This window comes from Leptospira saintgironsiae (assembly GCF_002811765.1).
Taxonomy (GTDB): domain Bacteria; phylum Spirochaetota; class Leptospiria; order Leptospirales; family Leptospiraceae; genus Leptospira_B; species Leptospira_B saintgironsiae.
In genome coordinates, this window is sequence record NZ_NPDR01000012.1 from 33,508 (window position 1) to 54,575 (window position 21,068).

General features: G+C 39.3%; 19 protein-coding genes. 15 read left to right on the forward strand and 4 right to left on the reverse strand.

Annotated features, from left to right (window positions below; translation table 11 throughout):
- The first annotated feature begins 9 nt into the window (after positions 1-9).
- Genes CH362_RS18005 through CH362_RS18020 form a run of 4 tightly spaced genes read left to right on the forward strand, consistent with a single transcriptional unit; the run spans position 10 to position 2,929 of the window.
- Positions 10-270: a lipoyl domain-containing protein gene (locus CH362_RS18005; RefSeq protein WP_100711703.1), complete on the forward strand. Its 261-nt coding sequence runs from the start codon at positions 10-12 to the stop codon at positions 268-270.
- Positions 267-1,169 (forward strand): metallophosphoesterase family protein, encoded by a 903-nt coding sequence (locus CH362_RS18010; RefSeq protein ID WP_100711704.1) that lies wholly within the window; start codon positions 267-269, stop codon positions 1,167-1,169. The genes CH362_RS18005 and CH362_RS18010 overlap by 4 nt, the downstream gene beginning before the upstream one ends.
- Positions 1,159-2,205 carry an Mrp/NBP35 family ATP-binding protein gene (locus CH362_RS18015; RefSeq protein WP_100711705.1) on the forward strand — a complete coding sequence of 349 codons (1,047 nt, stop codon included), beginning with the start codon at positions 1,159-1,161 and terminating at the stop codon, positions 2,203-2,205. Before CH362_RS18010 ends, CH362_RS18015 begins: the two co-directional genes overlap by 11 nt.
- A 40-nt stretch (positions 2,206-2,245) precedes the next feature.
- Positions 2,246-2,929: a hypothetical protein gene (locus CH362_RS18020; RefSeq protein WP_100705796.1), complete on the forward strand. Its 684-nt coding sequence runs from the start codon at positions 2,246-2,248 to the stop codon at positions 2,927-2,929.
- A 58-nt stretch (positions 2,930-2,987) separates the two neighbouring features.
- On the opposite strand, the gene CH362_RS18025 is transcribed toward CH362_RS18020, so the two are convergent.
- Together CH362_RS18025 and CH362_RS18030 are read right to left on the reverse strand one after the other, a co-directional pair.
- A complete protein-coding gene (locus CH362_RS18025; RefSeq protein WP_100711706.1) occupies positions 2,988-3,602 on the reverse strand; it encodes a UbiX family flavin prenyltransferase in 615 nt (204 codons plus the stop codon).
- 1 nt (position 3,603) lies between these two features.
- Positions 3,604-4,512, reverse strand: a complete 909-nt coding sequence (locus tag CH362_RS18030; RefSeq protein ID WP_100711707.1) for a UbiA-like polyprenyltransferase — start codon at positions 4,510-4,512, stop codon at positions 3,604-3,606.
- Between the two features lie 101 nt (positions 4,513-4,613).
- Here CH362_RS18030 and CH362_RS18035 point away from each other — a divergent pair, with 101 nt between their 5' ends.
- The 3 genes from CH362_RS18035 (at position 4,614) to ychF (ending at position 7,428) form a co-directional block, all read left to right on the forward strand.
- Positions 4,614-5,282, forward strand: a complete 669-nt coding sequence (locus tag CH362_RS18035; protein WP_100711708.1) for a hypothetical protein — start codon at positions 4,614-4,616, stop codon at positions 5,280-5,282.
- Positions 5,279-6,262 carry an LIC11612 family fibronectin-binding protein gene (locus CH362_RS18040; protein WP_100711709.1) on the forward strand — a complete coding sequence of 328 codons (984 nt, stop codon included), beginning with the start codon at positions 5,279-5,281 and terminating at the stop codon, positions 6,260-6,262. The genes CH362_RS18035 and CH362_RS18040 overlap by 4 nt, the downstream gene beginning before the upstream one ends.
- A 68-nt stretch (positions 6,263-6,330) precedes the next feature.
- Positions 6,331-7,428, forward strand: a complete 1,098-nt coding sequence (gene ychF / locus CH362_RS18045; RefSeq protein WP_100711710.1) for a redox-regulated ATPase YchF — start codon at positions 6,331-6,333, stop codon at positions 7,426-7,428.
- Here the strand turns inward: ychF and CH362_RS18050 are convergent.
- Positions 7,425-9,062: a helix-turn-helix domain-containing protein gene (locus CH362_RS18050; RefSeq protein WP_100711711.1), complete on the reverse strand. Its 1,638-nt coding sequence runs from the start codon at positions 9,060-9,062 to the stop codon at positions 7,425-7,427. The genes ychF and CH362_RS18050 overlap by 4 nt on opposite strands.
- Positions 9,063-9,585: 523 nt before the next feature.
- On the opposite strand from CH362_RS18050, the gene CH362_RS18060 reads away from it, so the two are divergent.
- The 8 genes from CH362_RS18060 (at position 9,586) to CH362_RS18095 (ending at position 19,310) form a co-directional block, all read left to right on the forward strand.
- Positions 9,586-10,557: a sodium-dependent bicarbonate transport family permease gene (locus tag CH362_RS18060; RefSeq protein WP_100711713.1), complete on the forward strand. Its 972-nt coding sequence runs from the start codon at positions 9,586-9,588 to the stop codon at positions 10,555-10,557.
- 171 nt (positions 10,558-10,728) lie between these two features.
- Complete coding sequence (locus tag CH362_RS18065; protein WP_100711714.1) at positions 10,729-12,660, forward strand: alginate export family protein; 1,932 nt, start codon at positions 10,729-10,731, stop codon at positions 12,658-12,660.
- 13 nt (positions 12,661-12,673) lie between these two features.
- Positions 12,674-14,395 carry a proton-conducting transporter transmembrane domain-containing protein gene (locus CH362_RS18070; protein ID WP_100711715.1) on the forward strand — a complete coding sequence of 574 codons (1,722 nt, stop codon included), beginning with the start codon at positions 12,674-12,676 and terminating at the stop codon, positions 14,393-14,395.
- On the forward strand, positions 14,362-15,252 hold the full coding sequence (locus tag CH362_RS18075; protein WP_100711716.1) for an NADH-quinone oxidoreductase subunit H: 891 nt from the start codon (positions 14,362-14,364) through the stop codon (positions 15,250-15,252). Before CH362_RS18070 ends, CH362_RS18075 begins: the two co-directional genes overlap by 34 nt.
- 2 nt (positions 15,253-15,254) lie before the next feature.
- Entirely contained in the window at positions 15,255-15,866 is a 612-nt protein-coding gene (locus CH362_RS18080) for a formate hydrogenase (protein WP_100711717.1), read from the forward strand.
- Complete coding sequence (locus CH362_RS18085; protein ID WP_100711718.1) at positions 15,863-17,086, forward strand: proton-conducting transporter transmembrane domain-containing protein; 1,224 nt, start codon at positions 15,863-15,865, stop codon at positions 17,084-17,086. The genes CH362_RS18080 and CH362_RS18085 overlap by 4 nt, the downstream gene beginning before the upstream one ends.
- A complete protein-coding gene (locus CH362_RS18090) occupies positions 17,083-18,501 on the forward strand; it encodes a hydrogenase large subunit (RefSeq protein WP_100711719.1) in 1,419 nt (472 codons plus the stop codon). The genes CH362_RS18085 and CH362_RS18090 overlap by 4 nt, the downstream gene beginning before the upstream one ends.
- Positions 18,498-19,310, forward strand: coding sequence for an NADH-quinone oxidoreductase subunit B family protein (locus CH362_RS18095; RefSeq protein ID WP_100711720.1), 813 nt, complete (start codon positions 18,498-18,500; stop codon positions 19,308-19,310). Before CH362_RS18090 ends, CH362_RS18095 begins: the two co-directional genes overlap by 4 nt.
- Before the next feature lie 17 nt (positions 19,311-19,327).
- On the opposite strand, the gene CH362_RS18100 is transcribed toward CH362_RS18095, so the two are convergent.
- Positions 19,328-20,740: a hypothetical protein gene (locus CH362_RS18100; protein ID WP_100711721.1), complete on the reverse strand. Its 1,413-nt coding sequence runs from the start codon at positions 20,738-20,740 to the stop codon at positions 19,328-19,330.
- Between the last annotated feature and the right edge of the window lie 328 nt (positions 20,741-21,068).

A 21,068-nucleotide genomic window follows, 5' to 3' on the forward strand; every position in this document is an offset into this window, starting at 1 on the left:
TTTAGAAAGATGGCATCAAAAACCGAAGATTTCGAACTAATCACTCCCGACTTGGGAGACACCGACAAAATTGAACTAGTTCGATGGAATTTTCAGTTGGGAGATCAAATCATTGAAGGATCAGAAGTCTGCGAATTAGTCACAGACAAAGCTTCCTTTCCAATGGAATCTCCGATTAACGGAATATTAGCGAGAATCGACAGAGAGAAAGGATCCATCATCAAAAAAGGAGAAATTTTGGGAATGATCCGGAGGAATGTTTCCGAGTGAAATTGGTCCATTTATCGGACCTGCATTTTCCTGTAGCGCTTCCTTTCACTAGTCTGAAGGGTAAGATGATCCCGGGATATTTAAACTATACCTTTCGGCGTAGGAAAAAATATCCGATCTCTCTCTGGAATGCAATTGTTCGAAAAGTAAAATCCTTAAATCCAGATGCGATCGTTATTTCGGGAGACATTACAAACGTCTCTCATTGGAAAGAATACGACGAGTCCAAAAAAATCCTAGAACCTGTACTCGGGGACAAAACATTTATGATCCCTGGAAATCATGATCGTTATACAGATATTGCAGCCGGTAAAAAAGGATCGGATCTTCCTTATTTCGAAAAATTTTTCTCATCTTGGATGGGAGAAAGTATCCCTCTTAAAAACGGATATCTTCGCATCAAAAAAATAGGAAAACTTGCTCTGGTAGGCTGGGACTCTAATATGCCACTCTCCGTGCTGAACGCATACGGATATGTTGGAGAAGAGATAGTACATTCTACATTAGAATATCTGGAAAAAGAAAAACTGGATGAGTACATTCTAATTTGTCATCATCCTATCTGGAATCCTCCGGAACGCCAGGAAAGCTCCGGTCATAAAATGAAAAACAGGGAAGAAATCGCGGAACTTCTGAAAAAAAGGCCACCTTTAGCCTATTTGCATGGTCATGTACATACGAACTGGGTTAAATATCCAGATCCACAAAAACCATACTATGTGATCAATTCCGCGTCCAGTACCAGAATTTCGGACCAAAGACACCAAAGTGGTTTCCATCTAATGGAATGGAACCAAACAGAATTAAATATTAAAAGATTCTCTTTTTCTAATGAAGAAGGTGAATTCACAGAAACACAAACGATCTCATACCAAGAAAAGGAAACAAATGGCCGGTAAACTCCAACCAATCGATATCCAAAGAGAACTCACTAAAATCAAACATCCTGAGCTTAAAAAAGACATCGTGTCTCTAGGAATGATCGGTTCTCTTGAAATCGGAGAAGAAGAAACAAGTATCATAGTCAAAACTCCTAGCCAGGACAGAAGAGTACAGATCGGATTAGAAGCACAGATCCGTCAGACACTTTCTAAAAAAGAAGGAGTCGGAAAAGTAAAGATCAAGTTCGAAGTAGATCCTAAAATGACTTTGGATGATTCCAACAAAATTCTTGGAGTCAAAAAGGTAATCGCGATCGGTTCCGGAAAAGGTGGAGTCGGAAAATCCACAGTCACAGTAAATCTTGCATCTGCAGCAGCTGCAATGGGATACAAAGTGGGAGTGATGGATGCTGATATTTACGGACCTTCTATCGGAAAAATGTTCGGAGTAAATGGTAAGGTCGCACTCAAAGCAGAAGAAGATAAAATTTATCCATTAGAGAAAGATGGACTGAAGATCATCTCTTTCTCTTTTTTAATAGAAGAGAAACAACCTGTAGTTTGGCGGGGTCCAATGTTAGGGAAGGCGGTAGAACAGTTTCTGTATGATATCGTCTGGGGAGAACTAGACTTCTTATTTATAGATCTTCCACCGGGAACAGGAGATGTACAATTATCTCTTGCTCAGCTCATAGATTTAGACGGCGCAATTTTGGTAACCACACCGCAAACAGTAGCACTTTTAGATGCAAATAGAGCTGCATCTATGTTCCAACAAGTCAAAGTACCGATACTAGGTGTAGTGGAAAATATGAGTGAATTTGTATGTCCAAATTGTGGACACTCTTCCGCGATTTTTTCCAAAGGCGGAGGTCAAAAATTAGCTGATTCTGCCGATACAAAATTCCTGGGAGGGGTCCCACTTACTATGGATGTAATGAGTGCTGGAGAAGCTGGAAAACCGTTGGTTTTTCAAGAACCAGACGGAATTATCGCAAAATCCTATAAAAACATACTCCAAAACCTGACTGAAGAGATAAAAAAGTGGGAATAATACTCTGGGGCCAGTCAGTTAGTACAGAGGGAGGCACACCGTGAAGTTCGAAAAAGGCACAGAGAAGAATCCATCCGGAAACCTCATAGTATATTGCAACGTTGTTGGAGAAAATCCGCTATTTCCGGGCGGCAAAATTATCGCTTCCAACGTAGTGGTTAGTTTCCTCCGAATCGGGGAAAACTTTCCTGTTGTAACATTTCCTCCTGTCTCTCTGGACAGTTACGACGATCTGAAAAGGATCATCACAGATCATTACGACAAGTATGATGTGGTAAAGATTAAAGATTTCGAAATGCCTGCAGGCCAAGAGGATTCCAATTCTTATATCAAAGAAAGAATGGATCATTTTGAAAACGTTGTCATACGATATGTAGAACTATGTAAGAACAGAGAAGGTGGATCTTTCCCTGTCCAAGAAAAAGAACCAGAAGGTGTTAGAGATTATCTGGATGCCTTAGCAAATCTTTCTTTAAAAGTAAGACGCTCAAGCGGGATTGCGAGAGAAGCTTCTCTTCTTCATATGGAAAGATTGGTAGAAACTTTTTCTGGAAAACACCCAGAGTTCGATCTTCATAATTTCCGCAAAGCTCTGGAAGTTCCTGGCCAAACCGGAGAAGAGTTAGTTGGATTATATCTTCAGAAGTTCAATGCCATTTCTTACGAAAGATACGAAGATGCTTCTGATCTAAATAAAAAGATCCAAGCATTAGAAGCAGTTTAATCCGTTCAAAATTCGGGGCCAGCCGGTCCCGGATCTTTTCCTTTTAATCAATAATTCTTTATGGATTCCAGCGAGGATAAAGATCTATCTCTCTTCCTAAAAGCCTGAAAATCCTTGTGGCCATAAAATCTCCTAAGTCTTCCAAACTCTGAGGCATTTGGTAAAAACCAGGAGAAGCAGGAGCAATGATCGCACCTGCATCATGAAGTGCTAACATATTCTCTAAATGAATTCTATTATAAGGAGTTTCTCTAGGAACTAAGATTAATTTTCTTCTTTCTTTTAAGGTTACGTCAGCCGCTCTTTCAATCAAATTTTCAGTGATCCCTGTGCGGATCGCAGCAACAGTTTTCATTGAGCAAGGAAGTACCACCATCCCTTCCCAAATATTAGAACCAGAAGCTATATCAGCACCTATATCTTCGAATTTTCTAAGATGAAATTTATGAACTTGTTTAGGATTCCATTTTTTACGCACAAACTCGAGGACATCTTCTCCGGTTTGAACATTTGCCTCATATTCTTCTTTAAACACTCGGATAGAAGCCGGGCTCGGAACAAACCAGGTCTCTCCTGGAATTTCCATAAGTGCTTTTAAAAATCTGGCCGCATAAATAGAGCCACTTGCCCCAGCCATTGCAAGTACTAGTCTTAAAGGTTTTTCCTCGCTCATCTTAAAACCTGGAAAATAGAGAAACTAAACTAGGGCCCTTTTCTGCCAAAATTCCTAAAAAGATCACAAGAGAGATCCAAGAATGGATCTGATAGAAACTAGGTGGAAAATTTCCGTCTTTATTTTCGGAGGCAATCTTTTGTTCTCTAAATAGTAAATAAGCTACGAATATTAAAAATACCCAGAAGGCTCCTTGAAAACCTGCATACCATGCTGCCGCGGAGAGAAAAGAAATAGAAAGAATATGAGAAATTCTTGATATTATAAAAGAATCCTTTTCTCCAAACTGAGCAGGAACAGAATGTAATCCTTCTTTTTTATCAAATTCTCTATCTTGTAAAGCATACAGAATATCAAATCCGGCCAAATTAAAAGCGAGTCCTAAAGTCCAAAGTCCAGCGATCCACGAAAATTCTTCTCTGATTGCGATCCAAGTCGCAAGAGGCGCTAAACCAATCGTCAAGCCCAGATAAAAATGGCATAAAAAGGTAAAACGTTTTGTATAAGAATAAGTTAATAAAAGAAATAGAGTAGGGAAAGAAAGATAAAATGAAAGTGGATTTAAGAACCAACTCCCTATAAAAAATACAAGAGCAGAGCCAATGATAAAAATCACAGCCATAAAATCTGAGATCTGACCACTCGGGATCTCTCTATTTGCTGTCCTTGGATTTTTAGCGTCTATCTTACGATCTGCCCATCTATTAAATCCCATGGCGGCACTTCTTGCACCGACCATACAGACCAAGATCCAAATCAATTTTTGGCCCATGGTAAGAAGAGTAAGACTAGGCTCTTGTAAGATCGCGAGAACAAATGCAATCCCTGCAAATGGAAGAGCGAATAAAGTATGGGAGAATTTTATAAATCGACCGTATTTGCCTAGAGTAGCAAGAGTATTGGAAGCCATCAGAGGAAGTCTTATAGAATACTGTTAGTTAGAAAGCAGATTTTTTAGAACCAAAACGAAAATGGATGATTTTTTGACCTCCCGAAGAAATCCTCGTATCTATGATCCAAAACACGGATACCAAGCCGAATCCAAACGTTTCTTCTGAGGAAATTGATTCTTTATTAAGAGAGATAGTATCTTCTCCAGAACTACATTTTAAATGGTTAAATACTCTTTCTCTTTTGGAACATATCGGTTCTCGTAAAATTCATACAAGCCAATCGGGAGCATTACTCTCCGAAATGGTTTTAAGACATGCTTCCGAAGAAGCAAGACATGCCGCTTATTTTAAAAAATTAGCATTAAAAGTAAAACCTGACGGAACTCAAAACTTCGAAAAGGATTCTTTGCTTTGCGGATTTTCCGCTGTTTCCTATTTCCAGAAACTCGATCTTTCTGTGGAGAGATCTTTTGCATCTGAAAACTTTCCTAAACACATTAAATCATTTCTCTGCTATCTATATGTTACAAAATTAATAGAAGAAAGAGCCGGATTGGTCTACGAAACCTATGACCAGATTTTGGATCAAAAGAATATCGGAATTTCCGTAAAAGGTATCATCAAAGAAGAAGAATCCCATCTATCCGAAATGGATTCTAAACTTTCTGAAATGGATCCTAAATTCGAATCTAGAACATTAGAATTTAGAGAAAAAGAACAAAAACTTTTCCAAAAGTACTTTCAAAATTTAAGAAAAGAAGTTTTTCAATACTCTTTAACCAAATGAATTTTCTTCCGAAATTCGAGATCAAAAAACTAGGCGCTCTGATTGTTTTAGTCGGCCTAGTAATCTTAGGACCTTCTTTACAAACCCAATCTTCTCCATCGGAAAGAAAAGATTCTCCGATCGGACTTGTGGTTTATTGTCCTCTACAATCTGAGAAAGAAACTCCATTTGATTTCGAAAGAACCTTGGGCCTTTGGTACAAAAGGTATAAACAACAAAAAACCCAAGAAGGAGGGGGGGCAATTCTACTTGTTTCTGCGCCTTTTCTGCCTAAAACTTCTGATGAAATTGAAAGACTGAAAAAAAGTCTGGGCGCTGAGATCATATTCGCTGGTCATCATTCTATTATTCCTAAAAAAGAAAATGTACAACCTTCTAGCAAAAAAGCTAAAAAGAAGAAGGTTACAAAAAAGAAAAAGAAAGCTACTGCAAAAGCAGAAGATCCTAAACCAAAGATTTCCTCAAAGAAAAAAGGTAAGAAGAAGGCTCCTAAAGTTTCCGCCAAAGTACAGCCAGTGATACCTCCTGGAATTTTAACAGTGAAGGAAGAAGGCGGACTAAATTTTGTATTTTATTCTCCTTCTCCCCAATCATTACAAGAAGATGAAAAAAATCAATCTACTTGGCTTGCAGACTTCAAGGCACAATTCTCTAAAACATTCGAATCTCAGATATTCCACTTTTTGCTCGCACAAGATCCGAGCGAAAAACCAAAAGAAGATCTAAACCCAATTGCAGAAGGATTATCCAATTTCAAAAAAGAACTTTCAGATACTTTACCTTCTATCGTTCTATTATCTTCTCCAAGAGCTTTGCGTTTCTTTAATGGAGAATATAGTTTTGGATGTGGAGCAACACCTGATTCCTTAAAGATCAGCGTTTTAGAGTTATTTTTTAGGAATGGAAGACTGATCCGAATCAACGAAGAAGTCCAAACCTTAAATTCTAAAGAATCCAATAAGTCCTGGATCCTGGAATAAAGACTTCTTATCCTATTCTGTAAATCTAAACGAATTTACAGATTCTCTTTCTTTCAAAAATTGACTGTATGAGCTTGAATTGCGGAATCGTAGGACTTCCAAACGTAGGAAAATCAACCATATTTAACGCATTGACCAAGGCCGGTGCAGAAATGCAAAACTATCCGTTTTGTACAATCGAACCGAACAAAGGAATCGTAGAAGTTCCAGATGTAAGACTGGACAGGCTCGTAGAACTTTATAAACCCCAAAAAAAAGTCCCTGCAATCATGGAATTCGTAGATATCGCAGGACTTGTTAAAGGTGCAAGCCAGGGGGAAGGCCTTGGAAATAAATTTCTTTCTCATATCCGTGAAGTTGACGCGATCTGCCATGTGGTCCGCGCATTCGAAGACGAGAATATCACACATGTTCACGGCAAAATTGATCCAGTAGAAGATGCACAAGTAGTTACAATGGAACTTATTTTTGCAGATTTGGAATCGGTAGAAAAACAGTACCAAAAAATTTCCAGAAATGCAAAAGCAGGAAATAAAGAAGCACAAGAAGCTACAGCAGTTTTAGATAAGATCATGGCGGTTTTGAAAGAAGGAAAACCGGCAAGACTCGCAGATATCAAACCGGAAGAACAAAAACTAGTTAAAACATTCAACTTAATCACTTCTAAACCTGTTCTATACGTTGCGAATATCACAGATAAAGCAGCGATCGCTAAAGAAAATCCGATCGTTGAATCCGTAAAAAAAATGGCCCAAGCAGAAGGAGCGGAAGTAGTTACTCTCTGCGGAAAATTCGAGGAAGAAATTTCAGGTCTAAGCAAAGAAGAACAATTAGAATTCTTAAGTGAGATCGGAGAGACAAGTAGCGGACTTGACAGAATGATCCAAGCTGCTTATAAACTTCTGGGACTTGTAACATTCTTCACAGCTGGAGAGGTTGAAGCGAGAGCCTGGACAACAGGTGTAGGAAGCACTGGACCAATCGCTGCATCCGTAATCCATTCAGACTTCGAAAAAGGATTTGTTCGCGCAGAAGTAATGAAGTTCGAAGACCTGGACAGAACTGCAAGTCCGAACAAAGTAAAAGAAGAAGGTAAACTAAGAATAGAAGGAAAAGAATATATCGTCCAAGACGGAGATGTTATTTTCTTTAGAGTAAACGCTTAAACACGTTTGCCGCTACTTTCTTTACGATAAGAGTTAGGATTAGTTCCAGTTAATTTTTTGAATTCCAGATAGAATGCTGATCTGGAACTAAATCCTGCCTTTGCACCTATCTCTGTAGTGTTCTCGTCCGGGAACTCATTCAATAATACTTTAGCTTCTTCTACTCTATACTGATTGATTAGAGATGGGAAATTGGTCTTGAACTCAGTATTGATCAACTCAGAAAGCTGATGGATCGTGATCCCAAGTTCTTTAGCCATATGTTCTTCTTTTAAAGACTTGGTCAGATAAATTTTTTCTTTCTCTAATAAGGATTCAATTTTAGCTACAAAGTCTTTTATATCCAAGGAAGAAAGATGGGTTTTACGATTGGAACCTTCTTCTTCTTTTCTTCTTAATATCTCTCTTGATAATAATGATACGAACACAGTCAAAGGAGGTAAGTAATACAATACTCCAAACACTGCCATTCTATTATAAGGATAGAAGTCGAAATGGAAAATTGTCTTGTACAGATCCAGAAGAAGGAAGATCCCCCAAACGGAGATAAAGAACATTTCGTAGACGGTATTATTCCGGATGGAAGAAATATGGGTCTTTCCAAAATAGAATAACATACATCCATAATTCAGTACTAAAACCAAAATCCGATGGTCATACCAGAATTGGTAGAGTGGAATGAGAGGATATAAGATCCCCGCAATACATACTAACCAGAAGAATGGAGATCTATAGACCACACCTGAATTTTCCTTATTCCATGCAGCCAAATAGAAGAAGAAGACTATATGAGTGATTCCCAAAAATAGGAAGTAATTATGACGAAATAGGTTGTTCTCATTTCCTACGATGGATGCGAATTCTTTTCCATGCAGAAAATAAAGTGTGGCTGCTACCGCGGTTAAGTGCAGAGGCAGGGTCAAAAACAGGATTTTTCGGGATTTAAAATACAGATATAAATTATAACCAAACGCCAAAAACAACACGAATCCTACACTTAAAAATAGGACTGATCTTAGCCTTACGATTACCATATAATCATCTTCTGATAATAATCGAACTGGATAATTGATGTCCTCATTCGAGAGTACGTAAAGGTAGAAGGTCCGTTCTTCCTTTGGCTCCAAACGTATATTAAAATGGGGAAGTGGAGAAATGAAATCGTTCCAGATAGGATCCAAGTCGTAACCTGCAAATCCTGCCTCAAAATTTCCCTTGGAATCTACTGAACAAAGTTCCGCGTCAGGAACATTTAACCAAAGTAGAGCCAGGGTCCTATGAAGTTGTTCTTTTCCATCGTTTGCGAGCCTGAATCTCAGCCAATTTCCGGACTGGCTTCTTTTTAAACGTAAAACATTCCCAGTATTATGATGCCATTCCAACTGATGGAGAGAGGAAATTGTTTCCGGTTTGCAATGTCGAAACTGGTATCCTCTGTATCTGTATTCCATTTTTGAACTGATATTTTCTACAGGAGAAGAAGGGCTCAGTCGAATTACATCTGCAGAGGGAAGAATCGGTGCTGCACTTAAATTTGCTCCAGTAGCACTAGCACCCAAAAAGAATAGAATCAGAAATCGAAAAATGATATTTGAAAGGAAGGAATTTCGGATCCTATAACTGGATTGTTTCATTTAAGCCTAATACCAGTGAATCCCTTTCCAGGTAGGATACCAGGTATTTTTCCCGAGTCACCTTATTTTTTACCTAAAATAATACCTAGGTCGAGTTTAGTTCAAAATTATAAGAAATTCCAAAAACCTAAACTGACGTATCTAAATTTATAATCTTGGAATTTTAGATTTTCCAGATTTATGCAAATTTTCAAAGGCAATAATAAATCTGAAAGCAGGAGATCTTGGGTCCATTCTTGTACGCTTTCAGAGGAGAAAACTAATTCTATTTCGTTAGTTAAATTAGCCCTAAAGTATGATGCCAGGCTGTCATTATCTATTCAAAATCCAAATGTTCTGCTGATAATTTCAGCAAAGAATGTCCAAGAGTTTAAATCTTAGAAAATTTTTACTGAATCGGAATTTTTTAGTGTCCAATTTTATAAGTTTGGAAGGTCTTGTATAAAATAAGTTCGTCCCCTATTACGGAATAGAACAAAAAAGTCGGGAAACCTGGACACAAAACCCGAGGAGAAAAAACCAAATGGCAGATTCGGCGATTTTACAGAACATACTAAACCCACCGGTACTGTTCTTCTTTTTAGGAATGGGAGTCATCATCTTCAAATCAGATTTGGTGATCCCAGAGGCTTTATCGAAATTCTTTTCGATGTATCTACTTTTCGCGATCGGATTCAAGGGAGGCCACGAGCTTTTCAAGACCCCTTTTAGTTCCGAGCATGCACTAACTCTATTAGCATGTAGTATCATGGCTACTTTGGTGCCAATCTACGCTTATTATATTCTTAAAGTTAAATTAGAGAAACATAACGCTGCGGCCTTAGCCGGGTCATTTGGATCTATTAGTGCGGTAACTTTCGTAACTGCAGGTGCTTATCTTCATAATTTAAACATTGAATACGGTGGTTTTATCGTAGCTGGTATGGCTCTTATGGAATCTCCTGCGATCGTAATCGCAGTTATTCTCGACAGACTTTCTAAGAACAGAGCAAACGGTGGCGGATCCATTAACTGGAAAGCTCTTCTTCATGAAGCATTATTCGGATCTTCTATCTACCTTTTAGTAGGCGCTTTAATCGTAGGTTATTTGACTGGAGACAGCGGCTGGAATGCTGAGAAACCGTTTACTGAAGACTTATTTAAAGGAATCCTAACATTCTTCCTTTTAGACATGGGAATCTCCGCGGCAAAAAGATTCAAAGAACTTACTCACGTAGGTTTCTTCCTAATTGCAGCAGCTATTCTTTTAATGGTGATCAACGCGAGCATAGGATTACTTCTTACTAAAGTAATTCATATGCCAGAAGGTGATGCATTGATGTTCGTAGTTCTTTGCGCTTCCGCTTCTTACATCGCGGTTCCAGCAGCAATGAAGGATATGATCCCGGAAGCAAATCCGAGTATCTATCTTACGGTGGCATTATCTATCGTATTCCCGATCAATATTATCCTCGGGATCCCATTGTATCACTACTTAGTTAAAGCTATCATGTAGGGTATTTTCCCCCTCCGGGACGAAATCTCGGAGGGATTATTTTTGCTTAATACAAAAAAATGTAAAATTCTTTGGACAAAATCCGAACTGAAACTTCGGATTTTTGTATCCGGTTTCGAATTTTAGGAGAAATTTCTAATATTCGAATCTACTAAAACACGGAGTACCAATATGAAACTGTTTCGATTCCTTAAAACAATTCACCAAATCCGACCGATCGGTAAATTCAGTTTAATTCTACTGTTTTTAACCGTAGGTTCCCCAAGCGTATTTTCTCAAGCGGCCAACAAAGGCACAGTAACAGCGGAACCAACCCCGACACCGGTTACTGCAACTCCTCAAAAGTCTGCAGCAGAGGAAGAAGATAGTTATGTTTCTCCTATGAAAACTAGCGGTCTTACTCCTGATTACACTCGAAGCATGTTCTTCGAACCGGAATTGGGAAAAAAAGTCGCGAACCATAAAAAAGCATGGTTAAATGATTGGATCAGAATAGGAGCATATGTTCGCCCTAGATATGAAGACAGATACAACCTAGCATTCGATAAATCGAATAAAGGTTATACCTCAAGAGCAATGCAAACATCTCAGGTATTCTTCATAATCGATCCAAGTCCTTATTTTTCTGCAAAAGTTACCTTTCAAGATGCGAGAGTCTGGGGAGGAGAAACTCCAGCTAGCGTAGGAGACGTTCGTGCGAACGTTTTCGATGGAGCAGGGGCTACTACAACGAGTAATCCTGCTGCAGGATCTGGAACTACTATCCCAAGCCAAACAACCCTTCGAGAAGCTTTTATCATTTTGAAAAAACTTCCGTTGGATGCTAAGGTTCAGGTAGGTAGACAAATTTTGGCTTATGGTGACCAAAGATTACTTGGTGGCGCCAACTGGACAATGAACGGCTTGTCTTATGATGGAGCCCGTATTATGTTCGATCAAGACAATTACAAGATCCACTTCTTCGGAACTAAAATTGCAGCTAACCAAAACGGTGTAAACGGAGTAGTTTCGGCTAACGCTCCTATATCAATCACCGACCCGGTTACCAAAAAAGCCACTGTAGTAAACCCTGGACAACCTGATCAGTATATCGTGGGTACGTATAACTCAGTAACTACAAAAGATTGGTTCACTCTAGATGTTTATTCCATCGGGCTTTTGACAAAAAAGACTGCGATTGCAGGAGCTAAATCAGATTTAGATCTTTATAATAACTCTTGGGCAAAACAACAAAGTGATCTGATCACAACAGGATTCAGAATCACAAACAGAACTGCAAATAACAACCTTCCTAAAGATGGACTCTGGGGAGCTTGGGATTGGGCAATCGAAAGTGCATGGCAAAGTGGAGCCACTGGACAAAGAAACGTAAAAGATCCTCTTTTAGATTCTTATGTGCAGAACAATGTTGCTGGAATGTCCGGACAAAGTTATGGGACCCAAGCACAAAGATATTCTGGATCTATGCATGTTCTACAAACCGGTTATACTTTTTTTGAAAAGTTAAGAGCAGGTTTCCAATATACTTACGCTTCCGGGGATAGAAACCGCACGGATGGAAGTAACGGAACTTTCCAAACTCTTACTAACCCAAGATTCGGGGTATTCCCTTATTGGAATAACGTAGCAGGTCTTTCTGAAAACATTGATACTAAAAACTTAAGTTCTTATAATTTCAATTTTTCGTATAAGACCGATCATTACGGAACATTCTTCGTTGCTTATATCGTTAATAACAAGGTTCAAACTCAGGATGCTTGGTATGCGATCAATGGTACTGCAAACACTGGAGCTTCTACTGAAAGTAACGGTGTTGGACAGACCCAGATCACAGTAGGCGGAACAGGAAAGAATATCTACAACGAGTTTGACTTTACTTGGATGTACGTTGTAAACGATTACGTCTCGATCTGGATCGGTGGTGGTATCTTGAGTGCAGGTAATGCTGTTAAGAATCAGAGAAACGCTCTCTATCATTACAATCTTCAACCTGTAGGAACTGAATCTGCAGGTCTTCATTTGAACACAGGAGTTGCGACAGGAGCGAACGGAACAGCCTCTATGGCTCATATGTTCTTCTTCCAAGTAAACGCAGGCTTCTAAAAAAGGAACACGTATGACAGTATTGGCTTATCTATCCGTCATAACTTCTCTCCTTGCACCTTTCTTAATTGGAAATGTGCTCGGAGTAGATTTTTTCGGGAAAGATAGTTCGATCGGTCTTGGGTTATCTCTCCAAGCGATACTAGGCAGTTTTATAGCCGTATATGTATACGGTTATGAAAAAGAAAGAAAGGCGTTGGTCATTTTTGGCTACGCCGTTTTTTTCCTAAGCACAGGGATTTGTTACCTGGTTGGAAAAAGTTTATGGCTGGTTCTTTTCTGGGAATTATCCACGATAAGCGCTTTTCTTCTTTATATTGGAGGCAAATGGAATGACGCCTCTATCCGAAGTTTCGTGGCATTAGTTGCTGCAGGCGGGATCGGTGCCTTCTGTTTTACGTTCTGGATCTTTTCCAATGATCCAAGATCTGGATTATTTTTCCTGATCTTGGGGCTTTTGATCAAGTCAGCATTTTTCGGAGTTCATTTCTGGTTGCCGGAAGCTCACGCAGGAGCACCTGCTCACGCTTCTGCTGCCTACTCCGGATTATTAGTGAATCTACCTCTTGTATTATTTTCTAAATTTGCTCTTCCACTTTTACCTGGAACTCATTATACAACTGTTTTGATACCGTTAGCCGGAATCGGAGTATTATGGGCAGGGATCACTGCATTATTCAGCAAAGAAGTTAAAAAATCCATCGCATACAGTACGGTGGAGAATATGAACTTTTTGTGGTTGAGTTTACTTATCTCTGCGTATTGGCAATCCAGCGAGCAGGAAAGTTTAAGAATGCTCAGTAAAGCATTCGGAGTTCTTTTCCTGATCTCACTTGTTCATCACAGTATCAGTAAAACATTTCAGTTCTTATTTTTCGGATATCTTACTAAATTATCAGGAAAATCCGAATCGGATGAAAATACAGGTATTGGAAGGATCAGTGGAATTCCTACATTTTTAGCCGCAATCGGGACCATGAGTTTTCTTGCGATTCCCGGAACCACAGGCTTCTTATCCGAATCCACATTTATTAAATTATTATCAGCAGTTTTAGAAGTTACAGATACAAGTGCAGCACTCGTTCTTCCACTTCTTATTTTAGTCTGCACAGGTTTAGCGGTAGGAGCTGCGGCTCACTTAAAACTTTTCCTAGGACTTGTTCTTTCTAGACCTCGTACAAATTTCGAAGATCACGGAAAGAATACGACAATCAATATTTCCTTATTCTTAACTGGTGCCTTGATACTGATCTCACCTCTGATCATTCTTAGTCTCACGAACTATTATGCAGTGAGAGTGGATTGGTTAGATTTCTCTTGGTTTAGAGGGATCGGTATCTTGAACGTAATTGGTTTAGTCATACTGTTAAGCGTAGGGTTGTTAGGACTCAGACATAAGATCAAAGAGAGAAAACTGTGGGATTGTGGCGGCTTATTCGGCGGATCGGAGGTAGCGATCGCAAGTTCAGCACTTTCCGATCCGCTAGCCGCTCCTTTAGGCAGATATTTTGCCGATGAAGCGGGCAATTCCAGATTGGACAAAGGGTTCATTAAGATTTTATTAAGAATTCTTTCTTCTTTGAAAGCTAAGATCAGGGGAGCGGATGATGAGTCCATCTCTGTAGACTTAACTTATTCTTCTTTCACTGTATTAACAATTTTGATCGTTATCATCATCGTTCGTCTTGCGGAGGGAGACATATGGTCACAGCTACTTTCCTATTGGGCATTCTGATCCAGATTTTAGCCTTTATATCTCTTCCTTTCTTATGTGGAGGTATTCTCCAAAAGATCAGAGCATATGCTCAAGGTAGAAGAGGGGCACCTGTTCTACAGATACTTTATGACACAGTTCGAATGATCAAAAAAAGCCCAATCGACGGTCCTTTCTCAGGATTTTTCTCTGAGAGTTCCGCAATATTTGCTTTTGCTTTCGGATTAGTTTTATGGTCCTTGGTTTCTTTCGAATGGGCTTCCTTATTACTAATCCCATTTTTGATAGGAATGATTCGATTTGCGACTGTGGCATACGCAGTTGAGAATGGAACTTCTTTCGGTGGAATGGGCGCAGCAAGAGAAACTCTTCTCTTTATCTTTGGAGAACCAATCCTGATCCTAGTGCTTGTAGTATTAGAATCTAATGTAGTATTCCACGAAAACTTCGCACATATCTCTTTTGCGATCCTGTTTTTCTTGGGAGCGACATTGATCGTTCTTTCCGAACTCGCAAAACCACCGTTTGACGATCCGAGAACTCACTTAGAACTTACAATGGTTCATGAAGCAATGTTACTTGAGGCGTCTGGAAGGACTAGAGCATTTTTCGAACTCGCTCACCAATTCAAAACTGCTTCTTTGTTCTTACTTCTTACCAAACTTGGATTAGAACATGTGGAAGTTTTCTTAGGAGTTTCTTCCGTTCCTATCTGGAAAGAATTAGCATCCTTTGGAGGAGCCATTCTTCTCTCCGCATTAATCGGTTATTGGGAAGCAAACAGTACCAGAAGAAAATGGATTTGGATCCCTGAATTACTCGGACTGAATTTTATCTTCATGCTGATCTTGGGAATTCTTCTGAAGCTAGGTAAATAAATATGAGCGCAGATGTTAGTTATCTTATCATTCTATTGACCGGCGTGGTCATTCTTTTAGAAAACAGGCTAAAAAGGGTAGTTATCCTTTTAGGTATTCAAGGTTTTCTTTTACTTCTTCCTTTATACCAAGAAGAAAGTGGAGGCGGTTTCCATTCTATCTTTTTAGCAGCAATGGTGATCGTGTTCAAAGGGATCCTAACTCCGATCATTCTTTTTTGGACTGCGAGAAGAATACATTCTCCAGAATCAACTTTTCCTAAAGTAGGTTATCTTCCTACACTCGCGCTTTTGTTCGCGGGTGCAGCGGCTTGTTACTTCTTTATGGATATAGTTTCGGCATTCTTTGGAAAAGCTCATCAACATGGATTATTATATGTCCTTCTTCTAATATACATCGGAGTAATCGGATTTATTGTAAGAAGGAACTGGATAGGTGTGATCGCATGTTTCAGTATCTTTGAGAACGGAACATTCTTACTCACTCTACTTCTAAAATCAGGAGTTCCGATCGGAAGCGAGTTCGGATCCTTCTTGGATGCTGTATTGATCATAGGAGCGGGTGCCGCACTTAGGATCAATAGCGAACAATATAAGGGGGAAATATCCAGATGAACTTCGATATTCTTTTAGGGATCGGGGCAGGTGTTTTTGTCCTAATTTTCCTAACTTATGTTTTAGCTCCTACAAAGAACCAGACAAACTTACTTTTCTGGTCGGTATTACTTGTTATATGTGCCGCGATCAATTTTGCAGTCTGGATTATCAGGGATTGGAATGAAGAAGGTACTACACTACAGTGGGTTTTGATAGAAGCGACAACGTTCGTAGGCGCTTTGCTCATCTCTTCCAGTAGAACTGCAAAATCATTTCCGATCGCTTGGAAATTTTTGCTGATCAACTCCTTCGGACTTGGTATCGCATTCTTAGGAATTATACTAATTCGTTCTTCTTTGCATGTGATCAATCAGCCGATTGAATTTTTAGCGGCAAATTCTTCTTCTCATCCTGAAATCATCTGGGTAGAGATCGGCCTTTGGCTCGCGATCTTCGGATACACTGCTAAGCTTGGGCTTTTTCCAAATCACGTGTGGATAGAAGATACTTATGGAGAAAGTCCTACTCAAGTTTCTTCCTTACTTTCTGCATTCATTCCTGTTTCGGTTTGTTTTGCACTTAGACCTTTTGTTCATTTAGATCACCAACTTTTCCCTCACACATTCAGCGGAGCGGATGGTTTATTGGTCTTAGGAATATTAACGATCTTCTTAAGTATTTTTGCAGTATATGATCGCGACGATATCAGAAGGATTTCTGCAAAAGTTGCACTTTTCCATACAGGAGCTTTAGCGGTTTTCCTTTGGATGGACCTAAGCGATACAGCATTTTTATTCATGATGGCGACTAACTTGGTGGTGAAATCACTTTTATTCATCAGCATGGGAATAGTAAGAATGGATGCCGGAAAAAGAGAGCTTCATAAGATCATACAAGCAGACTCGATCAACAAACCTGCTTTATCTCTATTTATCTTAGCTCTCTTCTTAGCATTCGTGATGCCAGGATCACCAATATTTGTAACAGATATAATTCTGATCAAGGCTGGACAGATTGACGGAAAAACATTCGTGATCTTAGTTCCGATCTTAGGAATAGTATTTTTCGGAGTGATGTTATATAAACTCGCACCTCTGCTGAATATCAAAGGAAGACCATTTTCAAAAGATCTTTCTACCATTCTTAGGATCAGAATGACCAACGGATTTTTCCTACTTCTACTTCTTCTCAGCACAGGCTGCTGGGGATTTTACCTTTTATTACAAGGTGTATTATGAAAAACGTTACCGGAATTTTTCACACTTCGGAAACGAAACAAACTCATCGTTTCTGGTTAACTCGGGAAGGAATAGAGAAAGAAACTCTTTCTAAAACCGCAGAAAAAAGTTTATATGAGGATCATTCCAATCCGATTTGGGTCCTCAGACATAGCCTCGGAACTGACCAAGGCGCTGAAGATTATTCTTCCATGGATTACGAGAAATATCTATCTCAGGATAGAAAACATCTTCTCGAAAAATTCCTGACCAAATCCGGGATCAAGGATTTAGTTTATAGAGGGATCAATGTTCCTGTTCCGAATTCTTTTTATTCACATGCAGTTGGACCGATCCATGCAGGAGTAATCGAACCTGGCCATTTTCGTTTTATAGTAGAAGGAGAAGAGATCCAAAACCTGGACATTCGTCTTGGTTTCCAAAAAAGGGGCCTTCTAGAAAAAATGAAAGGCCTGAATAAGGACTCTATTTCTTCTTATGCAGAAGCAATTTCAGGTGATTCTACAGTTGCATACGCAATCGCATTTAGTAAAGCATTCGAAGAAGCTCATGGTATCCAAGTTCCAGAAGAAGTAAACTTCGCAAGAACTGTTCTTTTGGAGATAGAAAGGATTGCTATCCATATCGGAGATATGGGAGCGATTGCGGGTGACGTAGGTTATTATCCTCTCCAAGGTGTATGCGCAATGCAAAGGGGAGTCCCTCTCGGAGTAATGGAAGCTCTAACCGGTTCTCGCTTCGGAAGAGGAGCCTTAAGCCCAGGAAAAGTAAGACTTAAAAAAGAGCTGACTGAATCTATCCTAAACGATCTGGCAAAAAGGATCCAAGATGTTACTTCTGATGTTGCCAGCCATTTCGAAAGAGCTGCAAACAAATCTACAAACAGGGAAAGATTACAAATCTGCGGAGTGATCACACATAAGCAGCTCAAAGATCTAGGTTTTGTTGGAATGGTAGAAAAATGCACAGGCCATTCCAGAGATCTTCGTCACCACGATTCCAGTTATTCTCTCGCAGGAGATTCCATTAATTTGGATCTTGATGCTGGTCAAATGAAAGGAGATGCTTGGGCAAGATTCTATCTTCGTTATGAAGAATTGAAGAATAGCGGACGTTGGTTGGCTAAAGCAATCCCAGTATTAAAAAACTTTCATACAGTCTACGAAAGTTTCCAAAAAATAAAAGTTTCCAAAGCAAAATCTGGAGTGTATTTCGGCGCTGCAGAAGGGTGGAGAGGCCCAGTCTTAGCTTCCTTCTCCCTAAATTCTTCCGGAGATATTTCAGAAGCTTATGTAAGAGATCCTTCCGTTCTGAACTGGCATGCGTTGGAGCTTGCAGTTAGAGGGGAGAATATCGGGGATTTTCCTCTGAATAATAAATCTTTCAACCTCAGTTATGTGGGAGTGGATCTATGAAACAAATCCAGGAAATCATTAATATATTCCGTCCGGCAAAAAATCTAAATTTCGAAAAAATGGGACCTACCAATCCGAATGCGAGAGGTATTCCAGTACCAGCTTCTAAAAAGGGATTTCATTTAGATAAATCCATAGAGAAGGTTTGTCCCACTGGAGGATTAAAAGTATCCTCTTCTAAAGAAGTGACAATTGACTACGGAGCATGTTTACAATGTGGCCATTGTGTAGAAGCTTCTGCAGGACAATTAGAAAATTCAGGATTCATCCACGTATATTCGGTAGACAGAGAAGCATTAAAAGTACGTTATATAGATGGAGTTCCAGCAAATTACGAGGAAGAAGTTTCCGAAAACGTAAAACAATTCCGTAAGATCACTAAAAACACAGGCTTCCAGTATAGAGAAGTAGCCGCAAGCGGCAATAACGCAACAGAAGCAGAGATAAATGCTAGCTTTAACGCAGTTTTCGATAGTGAAGCAAGTATGGTAAGAGTGGTGGCTTCCCCCAAACATTCAGATGCAGTTGTATTCGCAGGACCTGTCGGACCGAATATGGAAATCCCTCTCCAAGTTGCTTGGGATACAACCCCAGGACCAAAAGCACTTATTGCCTGCGGAACTGAAGCTGTTTCAGGCGGATTATTCCAAAGAGGAAAATTACCGAAAGAGCCGGACTTGTTTATCGGAGGAGATCCTCCAAGACCAGATGTAATCGTAAGCGCATTCCGTTATTTGATGGGCAAGAAGAAGTTCTCCTTTAGAGAAGAACTCTCCAAATTCATTTCGGAACGACGCTCTAAATCTTAAATTTCATCCGGAAGCTTTTACGTAGAAGTGATCATCTCTCCTGCGTAAAACGCTTCCTTCGTTTTTAAACCCATTCCTGAAAATTTATCTTCTCCGTTTATATCGGAGATCACATCTGTAGGATAAGAAATCCTTGGATCTAGTTTTGTATGGATCGGATAAAATCTTTTCTGGTCCAAATACGAGTAAGTAGTCAAGATAACCACTTCTTGATTTTGAAATACTGTTTCCAAATTACGGACCATCGTATTCACGCGAGAAGAAACATTTTCATTAAAATCTTCCCAGCTCCTAAGCTCTCCTGAAATTTCTACATTCAAATGAATGATTGCAGGGTAGGGCTTTGGATCATTCTGCCGATTCTTATCCAAAACTTTTTTGGCAACAAGCAATGCATCCGTATCATCCCCTCTTCCCGTTTTTACCAGAACCGCTTTATTTCTTTGTAATAGTTCGAAACCTTCTCCATAACAGATCAGCTCTTCTGCATGATCCAAATGTTTCCAACGTTCTTCCGCAGCTAATTTAGAAAGTTTACGTTTTTGGTTTAAAGTATAAGCCACATTCCAGATGATCTGGTACAACAAACTTGGAAGAAGTGTAGAAGGTAATTCCTTGATCCCAGAAAGTTTCTGATAAACCGCGTGAAATAGATCCGGTTGTATTAATTTTTGGATTTCTATTTCTCCAGCAGAAATGATTGCAGAAATCTCACGGATCAAGAATGATTTAAGAGAAAGAGAAGTTTGAAAATCCGCATAAAAATCAGGAACCTTTCCAGAAAACAGTTCTTCAGGAGTCTTAAATCCAACATTTTTAGAAATTGCTGGATCCTTAATTTGGTATTTTAAAAAAGCAGAATGAAATATTTCAGAAGGTTCATTAAACCCAAAATTTGCTACTATTTCCTGGGAATCTATAATAGTTCCATCATCAAATATCAAAGTTTCAGACATCATATCCGTATTTGTAATGCCTTCGATCACATAAAGTTGCTCTTTCGGGAAAACTTTTCGAACTGCTTCTGCTTGAGCCTTAATGGCGGCGCGGGCTGCCTCTTCATTTCCGCCGTGTGCAGCACAACCTAATCCAGGGATATCTGACCTATGCATATACGCAATGAATAACGCAGGCATCCCAGGAGTGTTGCATAACGCGTCATTCACAACTCTATCAATACGATTCCAGAACCAAAAATTATTCAAGTTAGTAGAAACAATATTTCCATCAGTTCTACCAAAACGGATCGTAGTAACAGGATATCCCTTTAACTTACTTCCGTGAACCCTTCCGTCTATACATTTAGTAACGAGTACTTTAGGAGTTCTTAAACTAAATTCACGGATCACATGTTTCATTCTATGAATCGTTTCCGATTGTAGAATGTTTTCTTTTAAATATTGATCTATGTATTCATTTGCCGGTCCCAATTGAATTCTCCTATTTTTAAGTCCGTAGAATACTTTCCCAATCCAGCAAACTTCTATTTATAATTCTCAGAATAATAAAATCCTCATCTCTTGGAAATCCATTTATGCGACAGAAGAATGGTCATAAGTTGAATAAAACATGAAGTCTTATATTCGAGTTATTCATCTTATGTTCAGGCTATTTACATCTAAAATCGGAGTATAAAAAGTCTGAAAAAAAGATAAAAACTCAGAGAAATAAATACAAAAGAGGTTTGACCGGTTGGGCGACGTAATTAATATGGTCTTTACGCCTGAAGGATATCGCCCGGGAGGGAAAGAGCCTGAG